The 21,481-nt window shown below is 54.2% G+C and carries 15 protein-coding genes and 1 tRNA gene; 13 read left to right on the plus strand and 3 right to left on the minus strand.

The features are described 5' to 3' along the window. The first annotated feature begins 575 nt into the window (after positions 1–575). The 10 genes from bglF to dppF all read left to right on the plus strand — a co-directional run bounded on the left by bglF (position 576) and on the right by dppF (position 14,146). Positions 576–2,447: a PTS beta-glucoside transporter subunit IIABC gene (gene bglF / locus ACX1CU_RS00895; protein WP_459400797.1), complete on the plus strand. Its 1,872-nt coding sequence runs from the start codon at positions 576–578 to the stop codon at positions 2,445–2,447. Positions 2,448–2,469: 22 nt separating this feature from the next. After that, positions 2,470–3,870, plus strand: coding sequence for a glycoside hydrolase family 1 protein (locus ACX1CU_RS00900; RefSeq protein WP_459400798.1), 1,401 nt, complete (start codon positions 2,470–2,472; stop codon positions 3,868–3,870). 203 nt (positions 3,871–4,073) lie between these two features. Beyond that, positions 4,074–5,468 (plus strand): carbohydrate porin, encoded by a 1,395-nt coding sequence (locus ACX1CU_RS00905; protein WP_459400799.1) that lies wholly within the window; start codon positions 4,074–4,076, stop codon positions 5,466–5,468. A gap of 307 nt (positions 5,469–5,775) precedes the next feature. After that, positions 5,776–7,470 carry a kdo(2)-lipid A phosphoethanolamine 7''-transferase gene (eptB, locus tag ACX1CU_RS00910; protein WP_459400800.1) on the plus strand — a complete coding sequence of 565 codons (1,695 nt, stop codon included), beginning with the start codon at positions 5,776–5,778 and terminating at the stop codon, positions 7,468–7,470. A gap of 107 nt (positions 7,471–7,577) precedes the next feature. Further along, positions 7,578–7,654 (plus strand) — tRNA-Pro (locus ACX1CU_RS00915). A gap of 702 nt (positions 7,655–8,356) precedes the next feature. After that, on the plus strand, positions 8,357–9,964 hold the full coding sequence (gene dppA / locus ACX1CU_RS00920; RefSeq protein WP_459400801.1) for a dipeptide ABC transporter periplasmic-binding protein DppA: 1,608 nt from the start codon (positions 8,357–8,359) through the stop codon (positions 9,962–9,964). A 268-nt stretch (positions 9,965–10,232) separates the two neighbouring features. Beyond that, positions 10,233–11,252, plus strand: coding sequence for a dipeptide ABC transporter permease DppB (gene dppB, locus ACX1CU_RS00925; protein ID WP_459400802.1), 1,020 nt, complete (start codon positions 10,233–10,235; stop codon positions 11,250–11,252). Between the two features lie 11 nt (positions 11,253–11,263). Next, the gene (dppC, locus tag ACX1CU_RS00930; RefSeq protein ID WP_459400803.1) at positions 11,264–12,166 is read left to right on the plus strand and encodes a dipeptide ABC transporter permease DppC; all 903 of its coding nucleotides are present in this window, start codon (positions 11,264–11,266) and stop codon (positions 12,164–12,166) included. Between the two features lie 13 nt (positions 12,167–12,179). Continuing rightward, complete coding sequence (gene dppD / locus ACX1CU_RS00935; RefSeq protein ID WP_459400804.1) at positions 12,180–13,160, plus strand: dipeptide ABC transporter ATP-binding protein; 981 nt, start codon at positions 12,180–12,182, stop codon at positions 13,158–13,160. Then, a complete protein-coding gene (dppF, locus tag ACX1CU_RS00940) occupies positions 13,157–14,146 on the plus strand; it encodes a dipeptide ABC transporter ATP-binding subunit DppF (protein WP_459400805.1) in 990 nt (329 codons plus the stop codon). The genes dppD and dppF overlap by 4 nt, the downstream gene beginning before the upstream one ends. A 117-nt stretch (positions 14,147–14,263) precedes the next feature. Here dppF and bcsG read toward each other — a convergent pair whose 3' ends face one another. Genes bcsG through bcsE form a run of 3 tightly spaced genes read right to left on the minus strand, consistent with a single transcriptional unit; the run spans position 14,264 to position 17,692 of the window. Beyond that, a complete protein-coding gene (gene bcsG, locus ACX1CU_RS00945; RefSeq protein ID WP_459400806.1) occupies positions 14,264–15,919 on the minus strand; it encodes a cellulose biosynthesis protein BcsG in 1,656 nt (551 codons plus the stop codon). Further along, positions 15,912–16,118 (minus strand): cellulose biosynthesis protein BcsF, encoded by a 207-nt coding sequence (gene bcsF / locus ACX1CU_RS00950; protein WP_459400807.1) that lies wholly within the window; start codon positions 16,116–16,118, stop codon positions 15,912–15,914. The genes bcsG and bcsF overlap by 8 nt, the downstream gene beginning before the upstream one ends. Further along, entirely contained in the window at positions 16,115–17,692 is a 1,578-nt protein-coding gene (bcsE, locus tag ACX1CU_RS00955; RefSeq protein ID WP_459400808.1) for a cellulose biosynthesis protein BcsE, read from the minus strand. The genes bcsF and bcsE overlap by 4 nt, the downstream gene beginning before the upstream one ends. A gap of 244 nt (positions 17,693–17,936) precedes the next feature. Between bcsE and bcsR the strand changes: the two genes are divergently transcribed. The 3 genes from bcsR to bcsA are packed head-to-tail and all read left to right on the plus strand — an operon-like array spanning position 17,937 to position 21,424. Beyond that, positions 17,937–18,083 carry a cellulose biosynthesis protein BcsR gene (gene bcsR, locus ACX1CU_RS00960; RefSeq protein ID WP_459402904.1) on the plus strand — a complete coding sequence of 49 codons (147 nt, stop codon included), beginning with the start codon at positions 17,937–17,939 and terminating at the stop codon, positions 18,081–18,083. Between the two features lie 3 nt (positions 18,084–18,086). Then, a complete protein-coding gene (bcsQ, locus tag ACX1CU_RS00965) occupies positions 18,087–18,824 on the plus strand; it encodes a cellulose biosynthesis protein BcsQ (RefSeq protein ID WP_459400809.1) in 738 nt (245 codons plus the stop codon). Continuing rightward, the gene (bcsA, locus tag ACX1CU_RS00970) at positions 18,821–21,424 is read left to right on the plus strand and encodes a UDP-forming cellulose synthase catalytic subunit (RefSeq protein WP_459400810.1); all 2,604 of its coding nucleotides are present in this window, start codon (positions 18,821–18,823) and stop codon (positions 21,422–21,424) included. Before bcsQ ends, bcsA begins: the two co-directional genes overlap by 4 nt. Positions 21,425–21,481: the final 57 nt, after the last annotated feature.

The following is a 21,481-nucleotide window of genomic DNA, read 5'->3' on the forward strand; positions in this document are numbered from 1 at the left end:
AATACTGCTGATTATTTTTGTCCACATTTTAATTAATTTTTCTGATGTATCACGTCTAAAATTTAAGACTATTCCCATGATTCATTTGCGGAAATAGACTGTTATTTAAGAGTTTTCCTGTTGAAAAACAGGATCGTCGAATAAAAAAATTTAACGATAAAAAGCTCTGGCTAAGATTAATATCATGTTATACATATATTTTTTTTGCTTTTGGCGATGTGAAATATTCAAGTCAAATGTATACTTACTATGAATTACATTAGTACATCTAATTAGAGATGTTAATGATTTTTTTGCATATGTCGTCATGCTGCGTTTTGTATTCTGGATCACAGTTCGGCAACTTTGTGGCGGAAAGTCTTGCTGCATTGAAAAACGGAATGTTACCGTCATAGCTCAGCCGATTTAGGGTTGTCACTGTTTCGGCAGGCAAAACCTAAACCTCACGCTTCTGTATTCCCCTGTTGGGATCAGAGGCAATGAGGTTTAGGTTTTTTTTTGCGCTGAATTCCACTATGGCGATTGGCCCTCGCCGTGGAGGCGAATCGGCAGAGCTGAGTGTTAAGGATACCTTTATGAAATATCAGGAATTAGCCAGTGAGATCTTGGCCGGCGTCGGTGGCCGCGACAATGTGAAAAGCCTGGTGCATTGCGCCACCCGCCTGCGGTTTAAGCTACGTGATGGCAGCCAAGCTAGTGCTGAAACATTGAAGAAAAACCCCGGCATTATCATGGTGGTGGAAAGCGGCGGCCAGTTTCAGGTGGTGGTCGGCAACCATGTAGGGGAAGTCTATAAGGCAGTGAATAGCTTGGCCGAATTCGGTGATGAGGCCCCAGCCAAGGACGATGAGGGTAAAAAAGAGAACCTGCTCAGCCGGTTGATCGACGTTATTTCCGGCATTTTCACGCCACTGCTCGGCGTGATGGCGGCTTCTGGGATCCTGAAAGGTTTCCTGGCGCTGAGCCTGGCTTGCGGCTGGATGTTGGACGGCAGTGGTACCTACAAACTGTTGTTTGCGGCCAGCGACGCATTGTTCTACTTCTTCCCGATCATGCTGGGATATACCGCGGGCAAAAAGTTCGGCGGCAATGTCTTCGTGACCATGGCGATTGGCGGCGCACTGACGCATCCCTTGATGATGGCGGCCTTCCAAGCGGCACAGCAGCCGGGGGCGCAGGCGGAGCATTTTCTCAGTATTCCCATTACCTTTATTAACTACAGCTCGTCGGTGATCCCCATCATTTTTGCCGCTTGGGTTTCCTGCCGCCTGGAGCCGCTGTTTAACCGGGTGATCCACAGTGCGCTGCGTAACTTTGTCACACCGCTGATGTGCTTGGTGGTGACCGTTCCGCTGACTTTCCTGCTGATTGGCCCGGCAGCGACCTGGCTAAGCCACCTGCTGGCTCATGGCTATCAAACCATTTATGCCTTCAACCCGGTGATTGCCGGTGCCGTGATGGGGGCGATGTGGCAGGTCTGCGTGATCTTCGGCCTGCACTGGGGGTTGGTGCCGCTGATGATCAACAACCTGAGCGTGCTGGGGCGTGACACTATGTCGCCACTTTTGCTGCCCGCGGTGATGGGGCAGGTGGGGGCCACGCTGGGCGTGATGCTGCGCACTCGCGACGCCAAACTGCGCGTTATGGCGGGATCTGCCGTCAGCGCCGGTATCTTCGGGATTACCGAACCGGCAGTTTACGGGGTCACGTTGCCGAATAAGCGGCCGTTTATTTTCGGCTGTATCGGTGGTGCTCTCGGTGGGGCGGTGATCGGTTACTTCCACAGTGCGGTCTACTCGTTTGGTTTGGTGAGCATTTTCACCTTTGCCCAGATCATCCCGGCCGGAGGTTTTGATGCCACGGTGTGGGGCGCGATCGTCGGTACGCTGGTGTCGTTCCTGTTTGCCGCGATTGCCAGTTACCTGTTTGGCCTCACGCCACCCGCAGAGGAAACCCCAGAGGTGGCACCCTTGGCCGAGACGCCACTTAACCGTAAGCAATTCGTCAGCAGCCCGATTGCCGGAGACATCATCCCATTGGAACAGGTCAATGATGCCACCTTCGCCAGCGGTCTGTTAGGCAAAGGGGTAGCGATCAAACCGCACCTGGGGCGGGTGGTGGCACCGGTTAATGGCCACGTGGTGTCGCTGTTCAAGACCAAGCACGCTATTGGCATTGAATCGGATGAGGGGGCTGAACTGTTAATCCATGTCGGTATTGATACCGTCAAACTCGATGGCTTGCATTTCACCGCGCACATCAAAGAGGGCGATCGCGTGATGCAAGGCGATCTGCTGATCGAGTTCGATCAGGCCGCCATTCACGCCGCCGGTTTTGACACCACGACGCCGATCATCATCAGCAACAGCGATGACTACGTTGACGTGCTGACCAACGGCCACAGTCCGGTGCAGGAACAGGCATCGTTACTGACTTTATTACGTTAATCAGAATCATTGAGGAGAGACAATGAGTAGCAAATTTCCAGAACACTTTCTGTGGGGCGGCGCGGTCGCGGCAAATCAGGTGGAAGGTGCGTATCTGACGGACGGTAAAGGCCTTTCAACCTCGGATCTGCAACCACAGGGGATTTTCGGTGCGCTGACGCCGCGCGTGGCGGGTGACAGCGGCATCAAGGATGTGGCGATCGATTTCTATCATCGTTATCCGCAGGATATCGCGCTGTTTGCCGAAATGGGCTTTAAGTGCCTGCGCACTTCGATTGCCTGGACGCGCATCTTCCCGCAGGGCGATGAGGAAGTGCCAAACGAAGCCGGGCTGGCGTTTTACGATCGGCTGTTTGATGAGATGGCGAAATACGGTATTCAGCCGCTGATCACCCTGTCTCACTACGAAATGCCGTATGGCCTGACGCAAAAATATGGCGGCTGGGCCAGCCGTAAAACCATCGGTTTCTTCGAGCGTTATGCCCGCACGGTGTTTGAACGCTACAAACATAAGGTGAAACATTGGCTGACGTTCAATGAAATTAATATGTCGCTGCACGCGCCGTTCACCGGCGTCGGGTTGCCGGAAGACAGCAGCAAAAGTGATATTTATCAGGCGATTCACCATCAACTGGTCGCCAGTGCCAAAGCGGTCAAGGCCTGCCATGAGATTGTGCCGGGTGGGCAAATTGGCAATATGCTGCTGGGCGGTATCCTCTACCCGCTGACCTGCAAACCGGAAGACCTGCTGGAAACCCAGCGGCAGAACCGCGATTGGCTGTTCTTTGGCGATGTGCAGGCGCGCGGTGCCTATCCGGCCTATATGCAGCGTTTCTTCCGCGAAAACGGTATCCAGGTGGAAATCACCAGTGAAGATAAACAGGCGCTGCGTGAAACCATCGACTTTATCTCCTTCAGCTATTACATGAGCGGCTGTGTAACCACCGACGAGGAACAGAACAACACCGCGCGTGCCAATATCCTCAATATGGTGCCGAACCCGCATCTGGCCAGTTCGGAATGGGGTTGGCAGATCGACCCGATTGGCCTGCGCTACTTGCTCAACGTGCTGTATGACCGTTATCAGAAACCGTTGTTTATCGTCGAAAACGGGTTGGGGGCCAAAGATCGCCTCGAAGCCGACGGCAGTATCAACGACGACTACCGCATCAACTATCTTAACGATCACCTGGTGCAGGTGGGTGAGGCGATCGACGACGGGGTTGAGGTGATGGGCTACACCAGTTGGGGGCCGATCGACTTGGTGAGCGCCTCGAAGGCTGAAATGTCGAAACGCTACGGCTTTATTTATGTCGATCGCGACGACGCCGGTAACGGCAGCCTGGAGCGCCACCGGAAAAAGAGTTTCTATTGGTATCGTGATGTGATCCGCAGCAATGGCAGCAGTCTGAAAGCCAAGTAATCATCGCTAAACTCCCTCTCTCCCGGTGGGAGAGGGAACATCATATTAAGCATCGTGCGCTTAAGCGCGGTGTGAGTCCATAGGGCGAGTTATTCAATAAATAACGAAAACATCTTGTTGTTCATTATGGGTTATTTGTACCCAGGGAATGCTGTTGCCCGCAGTCAGTACCTGGGAATATTGGCATACGGAGAAAGTTAATAATGAAATATTCCATACCTCATGCGCTGACTCTGGCGGCGCTATTGCTGGCCGGTGGCAGTGCGCAGGCAGAGACACTGCAAAGCAGCCAAGACGCTGAGGCGTCAACCCCGCAGTGGCAGGGCGTTGCCCTGGGATTTGAACCGCCACAGGCAGGGCTGTTGGGAGAGATGCTGGGGATCAGGCCGATTCTGGAAGACCACGGTTTCCATTATAACCTTGGCTATCTCAGCCAGATTTCCTACAACGCCGGTGGCGGTTACAACCACGATAAACAGGCGTCGTATATCGATCAGTTTGCGTTGACGTTCAGCCAGGATCTGGAGCAATGGACGGGAATTCCCGACGCGGCGATTGAAGGCAACATCGTCAACCGTAACCACGATAACAACCTGACGCGCGATCGCCTGCAAGACCCACGGGTTAATCCGACCGATCTGTCGCAGGAAAGCTATGGTGGGCAGTCCATCACCCGGCTTGGCTGGCTGACTTTTAGCCGCAGCTTTATGGATCGTAAGCTGCATTGGCGCATCGGCCTGATGAACAAGGTGCAGGATTTCGATCAGATCATTCCCTGTGATTTCCAGACGCTGTCGCTGTGTGGCGGTAAATCGGCCAATTCACTCACCTGGTACAACTGGAACGTACATTACTGGGGCACCAGCCTACAGTACAAACTCACCGATGAGCTGACGCTTAAAACCGGGATCCTCGAGCAGAACCCGCAGGCACCGAGCCGCAGCCACGCCTGGAGCTGGTCTACCAAAGGCAGCAAAGGGATACTGTTACCGGTTGAACTGGAACTGAAGACCCAGGCGGTTAATCAGTTGCCTGGGGTATATAACCTTGGCGTGCTGTACACCAACGCCGATCAGCAGGATTTGTACCGTGGCGTCTCCGGCGGGCCAGGGGCCAGCGATCCTGACGGTTACCGCAGCTATAGCCAAACCTGGTTTATGTACACCGGTTTCAACCAACAGGTGACGCGCCACCAAGGCGACGCCAACCGTGGCCTGAGCCTGTTCTACAGCATGAGCCTGGCCGATCAGCGTTCCAACTATATGCACTATGCGCTTGCCACCGGGATCCGCTATCGTGGCCTGTTCGATGCGCGCCCTGATGACTGGCTGGGCCTGGGGGTATCGCGGGTGAAATTAAGCGATCGTTATCAGGACAACCAGCGTTACCTGAACCAGCTCAACAACGCCACCGACTATCAGGATCCGAACTACCATCAGGTTCCGGGCCATTCAGTGACGGCGGAGCTGTATTATCGCTTTAAAGCCACGCCGTGGCTGGAATTGCAGCCGGGCCTGCAATACTGGCATGCTCCTGGTGGCGTGAGTGAAACCCAGGATGCATGGGTGACAGCGCTGAAAACTGTAGTGACCTTCTGATGGGGCGTGGAGCGAAGCCGCAGGTGGGTTCATTTTCTTACGCCACTCGCGGTCACATCGGCGTTATCCATAAAATTAAGTGATGTTTCCTGCCAAAAACCGGTGAAAGCTGGGGCTTCGGCCCCACTTATTATCCCTATTTTCTCGCCAAATTCCGCCACGAAAAGTGGAAAAAAATGCTTATCCCGTGGTGATTATCTTAATTATGGGGGGTAAAACCGAACTTATTGCCTGGCGAATGAACCTGCAACTGTATTGACTGTCTGATGGAGCCATAACAAGCAAAGCCTCGGAGCTTCTGTGTTACATGAGTAAAGTTAATTCGTTGTCCCAGCAAAATTTATCGTTATTGCTGGCGATCTATATCGGCATTTTTTTGAACATCTCCGTTTTCTACCGCCGTTTTGACTCTTTTGCCCAAGGCATTCAAGGGATTAAGGTTATTGCCGCGGTGACCGAAGTGGCGGCCATTGTGCTGTTCACCTTCTTTATCTTGCGGCTGATGTCGCTCGGTGGGCGGCTGTTTTACCGCATTATCGCCTCGCTGCTGGTGTTGATTTCCGTGGCAGCCAGCTATTACATGACGTTCTTCAACGTGGTGATTGGCTACGGGATTATCGTCTCGGTGATGACCACCGATATTGATCTGTCCAAAGAGATGATTGGGCTGCACTTTGTGCTGTGGATGGTGGTAGTCAGCGCCTTGCCGCTGCTGTGTATCTGGACGAACAGCTTGCGGAATACGCTGATTGAACAGTTAAAAACCCCAGGGCACCGCACGAAACCGCTGTTGATACTGCTGGCAGTGGTGGCTCTGGTGTGGCTGCCGTTGCGTACGCTGGATAAGCAGCAAAATGCGCAGGAAAAAATCACCAATATCGATCTGCCCAGCTACGGCGGCGTGGTAGCGCACTCTTATCTGCCTTCTAACTGGTTGTCGGCACTCGGGTTGTTTGCTTATACCCGTTACGATGAAAGCCAGGATGACGCTAATATGTTTGATCCGGGCAAAAATTTTACTTATGTGCCACCGGCCGGGATCGATGATACCTACGTGGTGTTTATTATCGGCGAAACCACCCGCTGGGATCATATGGGGTTGCTGGGCTATGGCCGCGATACCACACCGAAATTGTCTCAGGAAAAAAACCTGGTGGCGTTTCGCGGTGAATCCTGTGATACCGCCACCAAGCTGTCACTGCGTTGTATGTTTGTACGCGAAGGGGGGGCTCTGGATAATCCGCAACGCACCCTGAAAGAGCAGAATGTGTTTGCCGTACTGAACGCCCTGGGGTTCACCTCTGAACTGTTCGCCATGCAAAGTGAAGTGTGGTTCTACAACAATACCAACGTGGATAATTACTCTTTCCGCGAAATGATTGCCTCTGAGAAGCGTAACGATGGCAAGTCGGTAGACGATATGCTGCTGGTGGACGAGATGAAAGAGTCGCTGGCGCGCTATCCGGACGGTAAGCATCTGGTGATCCTGCATACCAAAGGGTCACATTATCTCTATTCGCAGCGTTATCCTCGCAGCTTCGCGCGCTATCAACCGGAGTGTATGGGGGTGGATGAATTCTGTTCCAAAGAGCGGCTGATCAACGCTTATGACAACTCGGTGCTGTATACCGATACCTTTATCAGCAGTGTGATCGATCAGGTGCGCGACAAGAAAGCCATCGTGTTTTATGCCGCCGATCACGGTGAGTCGATCGGTGAGAACTCTCATTTGCATGGCACGCCGCGTGAAATGGCCCCACCAGAGCAGTTTCGCGTGCCGATGATGGTGTGGGCATCCGATCAATTCCTGGCCGAACCGCAGCATCAGGCGGCGTTTGAGCAGTTGCAGGCGCAGCAACGTATTGGCAAAACCCATCGTCACGTTGAATTGTTTGACTCTATTCTTGGCTGCCTTGGCTACACCTCACCAAACGGCGGCATTGCGGATGAAAACAACTGGTGCCATGTACCACGCAGCAAACCGATGAATAACGTGCTGTAATCTATTTACCAGCACTCTGCTGGTTGATGCTTTTGCCAGCACTTGAGCGGTACAGTGGAGAAAGTCATTGACGCGTATAATCGCCAGCAGTAATATGCGCCCCGCTACGGCGAGTAGCGCAGCTTGGTAGCGCAACTGGTTTGGGACCAGTGGGTCGGAGGTTCGAATCCTCTCTCGCCGACCACATTTGAAAAACCTGCTTTCGAGCAGGTTTTTTTTCGCCTGAAATTTAAGAACATCAAAGATGCGAGTTATCTTCCTCCTCTCGCTAGAAACCACAGACAGAAGTTTTTTTACGCCGTGCAGAATGGGGCTGGGGCACCGATTACAAAACGCTGTCCCCTCCGATCTTTTGGGTGGCGTGCAGCATTTCCTCCTGCTTTTTACCTTGATCACAAAAATAACCGTTCAGATATTCGTCATTCAGTAACAAACTTTTTTAGTTTTTTATTGGAGATTAACGCTAGTTAATTTCCATTATCTGGCGTATTGGTCTGAAAAAATGCCTATAGCACAAATTTTAACTCTGCAAATGTTATCGAATGGTTTTTTTTATGTTTGTTTGCTGTTTCTCACAGTCTAGGTAAATCACCACTGGTTATATTGACGGCACCCCAAACAGTTGGCAATTTGGTAGCCTCAGGGATAAGAGCGAGAGTTGCATGAGTGAATTCCACGTGCTCAAACGCCCCGCTGTGATGCGTTCCATCCGGCACTCTCGCGCTATAATTCCTCTTGCCTTCGGGCACCGCTGCACGGGCCGCGTAATAAAAAATATAGGGCCTGGCAGTATTTACCCAATAGGTTTCAAGTTGCAGCCCATGTCGCTGTGGTTTGAAAAATGCGGGTGTACACACATCACATCACACTAATTGGAGCATGAGCGATGACAAGTTCCTTGGCAAAATCGGGGATTGTGAAATTCGGTATTGGGCTGATCGCGTTGACCGTAGCGGCCAGCGTACAAGCAAAAACCCTGGTTTACTGTTCTGAAGGCTCGCCGGAAGGCTTTAACCCGCAGTTGTTCACCTCTGGCACCACGCTGGATGCCAGTGCAATTCCAATCTATAACAGTCTGGTTCAGTTCAAACCGGGTACCACAGAGCTGGAGCCCGGCTTGGCTGAGAAGTGGGACATTAGCGAAGACGGTAAAATCTATACCTTCCACCTGCGCCAAGGCGTGAAGTGGCACAGCACCAAGGATTTCAAGCCAACGCGTAATTTGAATGCCGATGACGTTCTTTTCTCCTTCCAACGTCAGCTTGATAACAATCATCCTTACCACAAAGTTTCTGGCGGTACCTATGAGTACTTCCAAGGGATGGGGATGCAGGATCTGATCGCCAAGATTGAAAAAGTCGACGATCAGACCGTTCGCTTCCATCTGAACCGCCCAGAGTCACCGTTCCTGGCCAACTTGGGGATGGGTTTTGCCTCCATTCTGTCTGCGGAATATGCCGACAATATGCTGAAAGCCGGTACGCCGGATAAAGTGGATCTGAACCCGGTGGGCACCGGGCCATTCCAACTGCTGCAATACCAGAAAGACTCTAAAATCCTGTACAAGGCTTTTGACGGTTTCTGGGGCACCAAGCCGAAGATCGATCGCTTAGTGTTCGCCATTACGCCAGATGCGTCCGTGCGTTACGCCAAGCTGCAGAAAAACGAGTGCCAGGTCATGCCGTACCCGAACCCGGCTGACATTGCCCGTATGAAGCAGGATAAAACCATCAATCTGATGGAACAACCTGGCCTGAACGTGGGTTATGTGGCATTCAACGTTGAGAAAAAACCACTGGATAACGTGAAGGTGCGTCAGGCACTGACCATGGCGGTGAACAAGCAGGCAATCATCGAGGCGGTCTATCAGGGGGCGGGTCAGCTAGCCAAAAACCTGATCCCACCCACCATGTGGGGCTACAACGATGCGGTGCAGGATTACGCTTACGACCCTGCCAAGGCGAAAGAACTGCTGAAAGAGGCTGGCTTGCCGGATGGTTTCGCCATCGATCTGTGGGCGATGCCGGTACAGCGTCCATACAACCCGAACGCGCGTCGTATGGCCGAGATGATCCAGTCTGACTGGGCGAAGATTGGCGTTAAAGCCAACATCGTCAGCTACGAGTGGGGCGAATATCTCAAGCGTGCCAAAGAGGGTGAGCATCAGGCGGTGATGATGGGCTGGACCGGGGACAATGGGGATCCGGATAACTTCTTCGCTACCCTGTTCAGCTGTGCGGCGGCCAAAGATGGCTCCAACTATGCTCGCTGGTGCTATAAGCCGTTTGAGGATCTGATCCAGCCGGCACGTTCAGAAGCGAACCACGACAAGCGTGCAGAGCTCTACAAACAGGCTCAGGTCGTGATGCACGACCAGGCTCCGGCGCTGATTGTTGCCCATTCAACCGTTTATGAGCCAGTGCGCAAAGAAGTGAAGGGCTACGTGGTTAATCCGCTGGGCCTGCACGATTTCCAACACGTTTCTCTGGATTAAATTTTAATTCGCAGCACGGTCAGATGGCCGTGCGGTGCTCACAATCTCGCCTATCTTAAATAGTATGCGTCGATGGTTGTGCACTGCACGTCTTGCTCTCTGGCCTGCTTGCCGGGTTAAAAGCCAGAATAAGGTACGGTGAATAGGCAGGGGCGCAACGGTTTGCGCCCCTGCATTCCTGTCCCTAAAGGAATGTTGTGAAGCATGTGAGTTTTAATAAGCTTGGCGGACGATGAGCTGCTGGGCATTGATACAGAGAGTTCGGGATATGTTGCAGTTCATACTCCGACGTTTGGGGTTAGTTATCCCAACGTTTATCGGCATAACGTTGCTGACTTTTGCATTCGTCCATATGATCCCCGGTGATCCGGTGACCATCATGGCCGGGGAACGCGGGATCTCCGCAGAGCGCCATGCACAACTCATGGCAGAAATGGGGCTGGACAAGCCACTGTTTCAACAATACTTCCATTACGTATCCAACGTGCTGCAGGGCGATCTGGGTACGTCACTCAAGAGCCGTATTTCCGTTTGGGAAGAATTTGTCCCGCGCTTTAAGGCTACGTTTGAACTGGGCCTCTGCGCGATGCTTTTCGCGGTGATCGTCGGTATTCCTGTTGGCGTTCTGGCGGCGGTTAAACGCGGTTCGGTCTTCGATCACACCGCCGTGGGTATCTCCCTGACCGGCTACTCCATGCCGATTTTCTGGTGGGGCATGATGCTGATCATGCTGGTGTCGGTGCAGCTCAACCTGACGCCGGTGTCAGGGCGGGTCAGTGACACGGTGTTCCTTGATGACAGCCTGCCGCTGACCGGCTTTATGCTGATCGATACCCTGATCTGGGGTGAACCGGGCGACTTCAAAGATGCGGTGATGCATATGATCCTGCCTGCGATCGTGCTGGGCACTATTCCGCTGGCGGTGATCGTGCGTATGACCCGTTCCTCGATGCTGGAAGTGCTGGGTGAAGACTACATCCGTACCGCGCGTGCCAAAGGGGTGAGCCGCATGCGGGTGATCGTGGTGCATGCGCTGCGTAACGCTTTGCTGCCGGTGGTGACGGTGATCGGTTTGCAGGTTGGCACCATGCTGGCCGGTGCGATCCTGACCGAAACCATCTTCTCCTGGCCGGGGCTTGGCCGTTGGCTGATGGACGCGCTGCAACGTCGCGACTATCCGGTTGTTCAGGGCGGCGTATTGCTGGTCGCCTGTATGATTATTCTGGTTAACCTGCTGGTAGACGTGCTCTACGGCGTGGTCAACCCGCGTATTCGCCACAAGAAATAAGGGGCGCTCTGATGTCTCAAGTTACCGAGTCGGTAGTGAAAGGTGCGCCGAAGCCAATGACCCCGTTCCAGGAGTTCTGGCACTATTTCAAGCGCAACAAAGGGGCCGTGGTCGGCCTGGTTTATATCATCATCATGCTGGTTTTAGCGATTGGCGCCGGGTTCTTGGCACCGCACGCCCCGGCTGAACAATTCCGCGACGCCCTGCTCAGGCCACCGGTCTGGCAGGAAGGCGGTAGCTGGCAGTATCTGCTGGGTACCGACGATGTGGGGCGCGATATGCTGTCGCGCCTGATGTACGGCGCGCGTCTGTCGTTGCTGGTGGGCTGCCTGGTGGTGGTACTGTCGCTGATTATGGGCGTGGTGTTTGGTTTGCTGGCGGGCTATTTCGGCGGCGTGGTGGATGCAATCATCATGCGTGTGGTCGATATTATGCTGGCGCTGCCAAGCCTGCTGTTGGCCCTAGTGTTGGTGGCGGTATTTGGCCCGTCGATCGTTAACGCCTCGCTGGCGCTGACGTTTGTGGCCTTACCTCACTATGTGCGGTTAACCCGTGCGGCGGTGCTGGTGGAGGTCAACCGCGATTACGTCACCGCTTCCCGCGTGGCGGGTGCTGGCGCGCTGCGCCAGATGTTCATCAATATTCTGCCAAACTGCCTGGCACCGCTGATCGTGCAGGCGTCTCTGGGTTTCTCGAATGCCATTCTGGATATGGCCGCTCTCGGCTTTCTCGGCATGGGCGCACAACCGCCGACGCCAGAATGGGGCACCATGCTCTCCGATGTACTGCAGTTCGCGCAAAGTGCCTGGTGGGTCGTGACTTTCCCAGGCGTGGCAATTCTGCTGACGGTTCTGGCATTTAACCTGATGGGGGACGGCTTGCGTGATGCCCTCGACCCCAAACTCAAGCAGTGACGAGGACCGGATCATGGCATTATTGAATGTAGACAAACTTTCGGTGCACTTCGGTGACGAAGGTGCGCCGTTCCGCGCGGTAGACCGAATCAGCTACAGCGTGGAACAGGGGCAAGTGGTTGGCATCGTCGGTGAATCCGGCTCCGGTAAATCCGTCAGTTCGCTGGCGATCATGGGGTTGATTGATTATCCCGGCAAGGTGATGGCCGACAAACTGGAGTTCAACGGTCAGGACCTGCGTAAAATCTCCGAAAAGGAGCGCCGCCAGTTGGTGGGCTCTGAAGTGGCGATGATTTTCCAGGATCCGATGACCAGCCTGAACCCGTGCTATACCGTTGGTTACCAGATTATGGAAGCGTTGAAGGTGCATCAGGGCGGTAATCGCCGCACTCGTCGCAGCCGTGCTATCGATCTCCTGACGTTGGTGGGCATCCCCGATCCGGCCTCGCGGTTGGATGTGTATCCGCATCAGCTTTCCGGTGGTATGAGCCAGCGCGTGATGATCGCCATGGCGATCGCCTGTCGGCCCAAGCTGCTGATTGCTGATGAACCGACCACCGCGCTCGACGTGACCATTCAGGCACAGATCATCGAACTGCTGCTGGAATTGCAGCAGCGGGAAAATATGGCGCTGTTGCTGATCACTCACGATCTGGCACTGGTGGCGGAAGCGGCGCATCACATCATTGTGATGTATGCCGGGCAGGTGGTGGAATCGGGCAAGGCATCGGAGATCTTCCGTGCGCCGCGCCATCCCTATACGCAGGCGCTGTTGCGTGCGCTGCCTGAATTCGCCGCCGACAAGGCGCGTTTGGCGTCGTTGCCGGGCGTGGTGCCGGGGAAATACGATCGACCGGAAGGCTGTTTGCTCAACCCGCGCTGCCCGTATGCCAACGAGCGTTGCCGTACTGAGGAGCCAGAACTGAGCACCATTCCTGGCCGTCAGGTTAAATGTCACACACCGCTGGATGATGCGGGGAGGCCGACCGTATGAGCCAGAACCACCCTTTATTGCAGGCCATTGACCTGAAAAAACACTATCCGGTCAAAAAGGGGATGTTTGCCCCGGAACAGTTGGTGAAAGCGCTGGACGGCGTTTCCTTTACGCTGGAGCGTGGTAAAACGCTGGCGGTGGTGGGGGAGTCCGGCTGTGGTAAATCCACGCTGGGCCGCCTGCTGACGATGATCGAAATCCCAACCGGTGGTGAGCTCTACTATCAGGGGCAGGATCTGCTGAAGCCGGACGTCACGGCGGAAAAGCTGCGCCGACAGAAGATCCAGATCGTGTTCCAGAATCCTTATGGATCGCTTAACCCGCGCAAGAAGGTCGGGCAGATCCTCGAAGAGCCGCTGTTGATCAATACCACGTTGTCCACTGCCGAGCGGCGCGAGAAAGTGTTGGCGATGATGGCGAAAGTCGGCCTGAAAACCGAGCATTACGATCGCTATCCGCACATGTTCTCCGGCGGGCAGCGCCAGCGTATTGCCATCGCGCGTGGGTTGATGCTCAACCCGGACGTGGTGATCGCCGATGAACCGGTATCTGCGCTCGACGTTTCGGTGCGTGCGCAGGTGCTGAACTTGATGATGGATTTGCAGCAGGATCTGGGGCTGTCTTATGTGTTTATTTCCCACGATCTGTCGGTTGTCGAACATATCGCCGATGAAGTGATGGTGATGTACCTCGGCCGCTGCGTGGAGAAGGGCAGTAAAGACGCGATCTTCAACAACCCACGGCATCCGTATACGCAGGCGCTGCTTTCTGCCACGCCGCGCCTGAACCCGGATATGCGCCGCGAACGCATCAAACTGACCGGTGAGTTGCCAAGCCCGATGAACCCACCGCCGGGCTGTGCGTTCAATGCCCGCTGTCGCCGCGCCTTTGGCACCTGTACGCAGTTGCAGCCGCAGCTGAAAAAGTACGGTGAGCAGATGGTAGCGTGCTTTGCGGTCGATCAGGATGAAGCTTCAGGTTCCTGAGGCTGTGTTCTGCAACTGAATGAATCCAACGCCGGTAGAGATATCGGCGTTTTTTATTTTTTGCGGGTTGGATAAAAAAGCACGCCCGAAGGCGTGCTCATTGGCGAGCCAGGCTTTTTACTGCGGATAAGGCACCCAGTCGCCGCCGTTGAGGCGAATATACGGCTTGCCCTGATAGGGCATGATAATCGCGTTGTCATTTTCGGAAACGGCGAGAGTTTGCGGCAGGCCCTGAGTCAACGTTTGCCAATCGACGTTTGGCGCGGTAAAGACCTTGCCATCCACCAGTCGGGATACCAGCTCAGACAGCGCCAGATAGCTGCTCGGCGTTTTAATCACAAACGGGCTGCCAGGATGTGGGGCCTGCATGCCGATCAATTTGACGCCTACTGGCGTGTGCGTGATGCTTGGGCTTGGAATATCGCGCAGGCCAGACATTTGCATTTTGTCGCCAATCAGCGCGGCACCGTGCTCCGGTACGAGCACTACCATCACTTTGCGCCCGGATTTTTGTAGCTCATCAAAGAAGTTGTCCAACTGATCTAACAGTTTTTGCGCCCGTGGCTGGTAATCCGCGGCTTTGTTGCCACCGATAAATCGATCGCCGTCGTGTAATGGAATGACGTTGAAGAAGGTGGCCGTGCGGGTATCCGTTCCTTTTTGCTGCTGATCGAGCCAGCGGTTGAGCAATTCCAGATCGTTATAAATCGGTTCGCCGTCGAAAGAGGTTAATTCATTGCTGATACCCGCTTGTGACATCAGGGGGGCCTGCAAACCGCCATCGGTACGCAGGTTTTTCAGGTAATCACCGAACATCCCTGAGTGATCCAGCATCAGTTGCGATTTAAAGCCGAGTTTGGCCAGATTATCAAACAGGTAACACTGCTGATTGGCCGGTTGATAAAGATCGTGGTGCGAATCCTGGCCGCAGCTGGCACGCAGCAGGCGGATGGCCGCCGGGCCGCTGTAGGCGGTTGCCGAGTTGAAGTTGGTGAACATAATGTCCATCTTGTCCCACAGCGGATGGTTACGCAGATTAGTCGCATCCAGATCGGCCCAGGCCAGCGAACAGATGTTGATGATCAACAGGTCGAACGGTTGAGCATCGCTGGGCAGTGCGGCCGGAAAGGCCGTGGCGCGAGCTCTTTCCTGATCGTAAAACTGCTCCAGACTGGCGGTGAGATTGGTGTTGGTGGGTGGGCCATTGGTGACTGGCTGGCTGCTGCCAGGAGCGGCCTCATTAGCCGGGGCGGTAACCGGCACCGTTGCCGCTGCGGTATTGGCAGTTGGCAGCAAAGCCACTGCTGGGCCTGCAATATTAACCACGTTTAGCCACACCATGGCAGCGACGGTAAACGTCGTGATCCGTAGCCATTGCGCCAGAAACAGATAAGCAATCAGCATGACGAAAGCCACGCCAAGCATCTGCCAGTTGATAAAGCGATCGACCAACTCAAGCAGATATTGGGCACTGAAACCCGTGAGCAATGAACCCTGGCTGATGATGCTGTTAACACTAGGCAACCAGGTATCGTGGTAGAACAGACCGATACCGATAGGAATGGCAATGATGTGCCGCCAGCGGTGCAGACGAGGCGAGGGGATCGGCATCAGCAAAAATGCCATAAACACCAGGTTTGGCAGCGCATGGAAATTCAGATAGCCAAACCACAGCAGGCTGAACTTGGCCAAAAAGTAAAAGTTCCAACCGCCAAGACCGCGCCAGTAGTGCCACAAACCCTGTTCAGGCGGCGCTATTTTGTTTTTATCCATTATGGTTTTCACGCTTAATCTGAGAAGAAGGCTCTTTGCGAGTCCACAGCCCTGCCGGTTTTAAATAGCGTGGCGACAACAGTCGATTTTGACAATATTGGCGCCAGTTTGGGAAACGGCGATGTAGCGCGTACCCCAAGGGAATAAAGATGATCGCGCACAGGAGCATGATCTGCATGATATCGGTAATGTCGTTCATCCTTGCTCCCCTTGCTCATGGCTTAATAGCGTGAAAGGCACCGGCTGGCGGCGTTGTTCGGCCAGTGGATCGTCGGTGGTGGTGGCGGTGGTGGCTTTTGGCATCGCCTTCAGATCGCGTTTGACGGTGGATTGGGCCAGTTCCAGGTTGTGCGCGAGCCGGTTGATTTCAGAGAGAATATCTACATCCTCATACCAGACCACCCAGTTGCTGAAGGCTTCACGTACCGGCAGCCGGAAGATGAATTTCAGCGCTGTGTCCAGATCGTTAATCCGGCAGGTAGAAAGGAACAGGAACAACCGGTTTTGTGCCACGGTCATGATATCCCCGAAGCGGCGCTGATGGCACAACGTCATGGACTGCCGGGCGGTCAACCCAGGAACGGGGCGCAACGCTACCATCACGCCTTTGCCGTCTTCCGGCAGCAAGGTATTTTCCATCAGCGACACCACCGCCTTGCTGAAATCTTCCAGCGGCAGATACCCTTTAACCTGCAATGGCCGCAGCCCGGCCAGCAGGGCGTCGATATTGGCTGGAATATGGCGTGACAAACGCTGGCCCTGAATGCCTTCCAACATGGTCAGAAAACTCGAAAGCGGTGCCACATGCGGCACAATCAGACTGGCCCCGCAGGCCAGCAACAGGCGTTCGTCACTGTAACGCAGGCTGGCGCTCATTTCGCGTACCACAATTTTCAGCCCATTCCCGCGCTGGCGGCGCAGGTTATGGATCTGGTGAGCCAGCGTATCGATGTTGTCACTCTGATAGAGCGCAAAAATCATCGTCGCTGCCATGGTCTGCATGCCTTGCTGGGTCAGCAAGGTGCTGTTCTCGAACAGTTGCCAGTTGACGGACAGCGGCGGCGCGCCTTCAAGGATGCACCGTTCCGCCAGATAGCGGCCTGCATCGCTGACGACCTGAGTGTTATGAAGCGAAGTGGTTTCTTCCTCTTCGGCCTGCCAGCCTTGTGGCGTTGGGTATAGCGTCACCAGTTGGTTGGCGTTGATACAGTGTGGCGTACTCCACCAGTTAACCAGGTATTGCGCATTGTCCTGCTGCCACTGCAGGCTGGCTAATCCATTGAAAATACGGTGTTCGGTGCTGAGTTGGCCCCGAAGTCTATTAACGCCGCTGCTGTGGCTGAGGATAACCATGGTGCACTGCCGCTGACGCAACCATTTAGCGGTGCTGTATGACCACTCGCGCAGTTCATCGTTGGTGAAGGTTTGCCACAGGCTGGCGGGAGCGAGCAGAATCAGCAGGCGGTTTTTGGGGTTTAACGTGCGCATTAAGTCGTTGCGCAAATACAGCAGCGCCGCCTTTTTTTCCGGTAAGGCATACAGGGGCAGTTTTTTTACCGCCGGAGAAGGGAGGTCGGTCAGCACATTACCTGGGGTGTCACCGCTGCAAATTAGCGCCAATGCGCTGTCTTCTGCCTGAGCGGTGACAATTTGCCGACAAAACAAATTCGCATCGGTCTGGCGATCGACGTTAACCCAGTAAAACCCGGGAGATTGCATTACCGACAACTCTTCCCATATTTGTCGGATACCTAATAAAAAAGCATGCGCCATAGATTTATTCTGCTTTCGTCGAAAGTGTCACAGATCTGACAGATTCAGCCACTGAAAAACCGTAACGTTGAGGCCAAGAATAACAGGACTCACTGGCCTATGTCATAATACCCTTTAAAATTCATCTTATTGGTTGTTTTTCTTCGATCGTTGCTATAGTCATTTAACATTAGCCTACTTTATTGAAGGTGGCAGAATGAATAAGGGTGATTTATCACATTTTCGCACGGTGGATCAGCCGCTGATGCAGGATGACTTACTGGCCTTAAGCCTCGCATTTTCTTTACCTGAATTAAACTACGTCGATATTTTACGTCAGGAACGCTTGGCGAAAATGATGGATCGCTGGCCACTGTTAGCCGAACTGGCACAAAAAACGGGGAGCCTCTGACCTATGTCGGTGATTGCATTGCAGGGGATGCGGGGGGGCAGTGGCACAACATCGTTGATCGCCGCGCTTGCCTGGGCATTGCAGGAATTAGGGGAATCGGTGCTGGTGATTGACTTTTCACCGGACAATTTACTGCGGCTGCATTTCAACACCCCCTTCGAATTGACCCGTGGTTGGGCGCGCGCCGAACTGGATGGCAGTGACTGGCAGCAAGGTGCCATGCGTTACTGCAAAAATCTCGATTTTCTGCCATTTGGCCGTTTAAGCGTGGCTGAACAGTGGGAAATCGCGCAGTTGTGTGGCGAAACACCGGGGCGTTGGCAGGATTTCCTGCAACAGGTAAAAACCTCCGGGCAATACCGTTGGATCCTGCTGGATATCCCGGCCGGTAACAGCCCCGTTATTCAGCAGCAGCTGGCTCTGGCCGACACGGTTTTCCTGGTGCTTAACCCCGATGCTAATTGCCATGCTCGGCTGCATCAACAGGCTTTACCGGCTGGTTGTCACTTCCTGCTGAATAACTATTCCGCCGCCAGCCAGTTGCAGGAGGACTTGCATCAATTTTGGTTGCAAACGCTGGCCAGGTTGGTCCCGTTGATGGTCCATCGCGATGAAGCGTTATCCGAAGCGTTGGCCGCGAAACAGCCGCTAGGGGAGTACCGGCCGGAAAGCCTGGCCGCTGAGGAGATAGTGACCCTGGCCAACTGGTGTTTAATCAATCTGCAGGAAGTGGCGGCATGAGCCGGCTATTAAGCTTGCTGTTGATTCCTCCTGTTCGTGAGGCGGTACAGGCGCGTTATCGCACTTATCGCCTGAAGAAAGCCTCTCCCTTTGCTGCTTTTTTCAATACCCTGATGGTGATGCTGGGCTGGATTATCCTGCGTTTCGAATCCCCGGCCTGGCAGAGGATCAGGGCTAATCGTCATCACTGGTTCCCCCATATCTCGCAGAAGCGTCCGCAGCCAGCGGACGTCGTGCGTTATCTGTTGCAGTGCTCGTGGCTGCTGATCACCCGTCGCCCCTCGGTGCCGAAAAAGCGCCACTATGCTGAGAATTGGCAACGCCTGCAACGCAACTACACCAAAGCAATGAAAGGTTTTCCGCAGCGGATACAGCAAGCCGAGATGGGGCAGCGTCTGTGGCAACGTTTCAGTCGGCTGAATCGACGAGTACGGCAGATCGTGTTTATTACCGTCGGGGTGTTTGCGGCGCTGATGGCGCTGTTATGTATTTCTCAGCCTTTTGAATTATGGGCTCAGTTTGTATTTGTACTGCTGCTGTGGGGCGTTGCCATGATGGTGCGCCGTTTACCTGGCCGCTTACCGAGCCTGATGCTGATTGTGCTGTCGCTCACCGTTTCCTGCCGTTACTTGTGGTGGCGCTACACCGAGACGCTGAATTGGGGCGATCCATTCAGCCTGGTTTGTGGTCTGTTATTACTGGCCGCTGAAACCTATGCCTGGGTGGTGCTGGTGCTGTGTTACTTCCAGACTGCATGGCCACTGAATCGTCAGCCGGTACCGATGCCTGCTGACATCAGCACCTGGCCAGCGGTGGATCTGATGGTGCCGACCTACAACGAGGATCTGGCGGTGGTTAAACCGGCCATTTACGCCGCGCTGGGCATCGACTGGCCCAAAGAGAAGCTCACTATCTATATTCTTGACGACGGCAATCGTAAAGAATTCAAGGAATTTGCTGAAAAAGTAGGCGTGCGTTACATCGCGCGCCCCACTCATGAACACGCGAAGGCCGGTAACATTAACAATGCCCTGAAGCAGGCCACCGGGGAATTTGTGGCTATCTTCGATTGTGACCATGTCTCGACGCGATCTTTCCTGCAACTGACCATGGGCTGGTTTTTCAAAGATAAACAGCTGGCGATGCTGCAAACGCCGCACCATTTCTTCTCACCGGATCCCTTTGAACGCAACCTCGGACGTTTTCGCCAGACGCCGAACGAAGGCACGCTGTTTTATGGGCTGGTGCAGGACGGCAACGACATGTGGGATGCCACCTTCTTCTGTGGCTCGTGTGCGGTGCTGCGCCGCAGCGCACTGGATGAAATTGGCGGTATTGCGGTGGAAACCGTCACCGAGGATGCCCATACCTCGTTACGCTTGCATCGCCGTGGCCATACTTCGGCGTATATTCGCATTCCACAGGCCGCTGGCTTGGCAACGGAAAGCCTGGCTGCGCATGTTGGCCAACGCATCCGCTGGGCGCGCGGCATGGCCCAGATCTTCCGGCTGGATAACCCGTTGTTGGGCAAAGGGCTCAAACTGGGGCAGCGGTTGTGTTACGCCAACGCCATGCTGCACTTTTTTTCCGGTGGCCCGCGCTTGATTTTCCTGATCGCACCCTTGGTGTTCCTACTGCTACACGCCTACATCATCTATGCCCCGGCACTGGCGATCGCGCTGTACGTTCTGCCGCACATGATCCACGCCAGCCTGACCAGTTCGCGCATCCAGAGCAAGTATCGCCATTCTTTCTGGGGGGAAATCTACGAAACCGTTCTGGCCTGGTATATCGCCCGGCCGACCACGCTAGCCCTGCTCAATCCGCATAAAAGCAAGTTCAACGTAACGGCCAAGGGAGAATTGTCAGATCAGGATCATTTCGATTGGGTGATTACCCGCCCCTATCTGTTCCTGGTAGTCCTGAATCTGGCCGGTATTGGGTTTGGTGCGTGGCGTCTCTTCTTCGGCCCGACCGAGGAGCTCATGACGGTGGTGCTCAATCTGATATGGGTCTTTTACAACATGCTGATTCTTGGCGGTGCTATCGCGGTGGCGGTGGAAGTCAAACAGATGCGTCGCTCACACCGGGTGGAAATTGCCATGCCGGCGGCGTTGGCAAGGACGGATGGTCATCTGTTCCCTTGCAGCCTGCGGGATTACTCAGACGGTGGTGTTGGTCTTGAAATGCGTGTTCCGCAGCAGTTGAAGGACGGGGACAAAGTATTCCTCTTGCTCAAACGCGGCCAGCAGGAGTTCAGTTTCCCCTGCTTCGTCACGCGTGCCAGTGGCGTTCACGTTGGCGTCCGTTTGGAGGATCTGACCATCCGTCAGCATATTGAATTTATTCAGTGTACCTTTGCACGTGCCGATACCTGGGCACTGTGGCAAGACGGGTTCCCTGAAGATAAGCCGGTGGAAAGCCTGCGCGATGTACTGATGCTGGGGATCCACGGTTACATGCGAATGGCGGATTATTCACCGCCCATCATTCGCGGCATTATTGCCGGATTGACCACGCTGATTGCCTGGATAGTGTCATTTATCCCCCAAGGTGTAGGTAGGGAACCGGCTTTCATTCAGAAAGAGACTGTGGCATAGGCGGTGTATTCTGCAACCGCTCGCCCGTGAACAGGTTCTAACATTGATGATGATATG

The sequence above is a fragment of the Serratia sp. D1N4 genome, from assembly GCF_054552755.1.